The sequence below is a fragment of the Streptomyces sp. URMC 126 genome (genome assembly GCF_051386555.1).
GTDB lineage: Bacteria > Actinomycetota > Actinomycetes > Streptomycetales > Streptomycetaceae > Streptomyces.
Window position 1 is genome coordinate 1 of sequence record NZ_JBPQTX010000686.1, and the last position, 394, is coordinate 394.

1 protein-coding gene is annotated in these 394 nt (G+C 68.0%); it reads left to right on the forward strand.

Annotated elements, in window-relative coordinates; all coding sequences use genetic code 11:
* Nucleotides 1–394, forward strand: a 394-nt coding sequence (locus ACSNOK_RS33450) for an ABC transporter substrate-binding protein (protein ID WP_436784535.1), incomplete at both ends; no start/stop codon positions are given.

The window sequence follows — 394 nt, forward strand, 5'->3', positions numbered from 1 at the left end:
CATGGGTGACGTGCAGGTCAAGAACGCGCCGCAGCGCGTCGTGGTCCTGGACACCGCCGAGCTCGACTCCGCGCTCACCCTCGGCGTGAAGCCGGTCGGCGCGGCCCACTCCGACGTCTCCACCGGCTTCCCCTCCTACCTGCCCAAGGAGAAGACCGAGGGCATCAAGGACGTCGGCGCCATGAGCACGCCGAACATGGAGGCCATCGCCGCGCTCAAGCCGGACCTGATCCTCACCAGCAAAGTGCGGCACGGCGACAAGTACGCGGCGCTCAAGGGCATCGCCCCCACGGTGATGACCGAGAGCACCGGCGCGCCCTGGAAGGATAACTTCCAGCTCCACGCGGAGGCGCTCGGCAAGCAGGCCGAGGCGAAGAAGGTCGTCGACGACTAC